We start from the raw sequence: 444 nt of genomic DNA on the forward strand, positions 1-444 counted from the left end.
AAGGTCGATACACAATCAGTCTATAGAGAGAAATTCGTGGGGATTCCTCAGGTTTAAAAGTATCCTTCGCTTAATTTCAGATACTATATCTAGATTTTCATGGGACTTTGGCCAAAAGTCCTATTCGAACAATACGCACTATAACTAAATGTAACGGTATGATTTAACTAGGGACTTCGTTAGAGGTAAAATTAGACGAGCTAACGAGGTCAAAAAATGCCAAAGAAAATGTTAACCGCAGAATTTAAACGTGAATGTGCAGGGCTAGTTATTATTCACGGTTACAAATACAAAAATGCTGCCGCAGCAATGAGTGTTGGACTTTCGTCCATTCAACAATGGGTGAGTCAGTACCGTAAAGAATTCAATGGTGTCACGCCTAAAGCTAACGCATTAACGCCAGAGCAGCTCCGTATTCAAGAGCTAGAAAAACAAGTGAAGCAA

General features: G+C 39.2%; 1 protein-coding gene. It reads left to right on the forward strand.

Annotated features, from left to right (window positions below):
- Positions 1-216 precede the first annotated feature (216 nt).
- The coding region (locus ACM2FC_RS23620) for a transposase (protein WP_498483474.1) at positions 217-444 on the forward strand (228 nt) is incomplete at its 3' end.

This window comes from Vibrio sp. A37, from assembly GCF_059777565.1.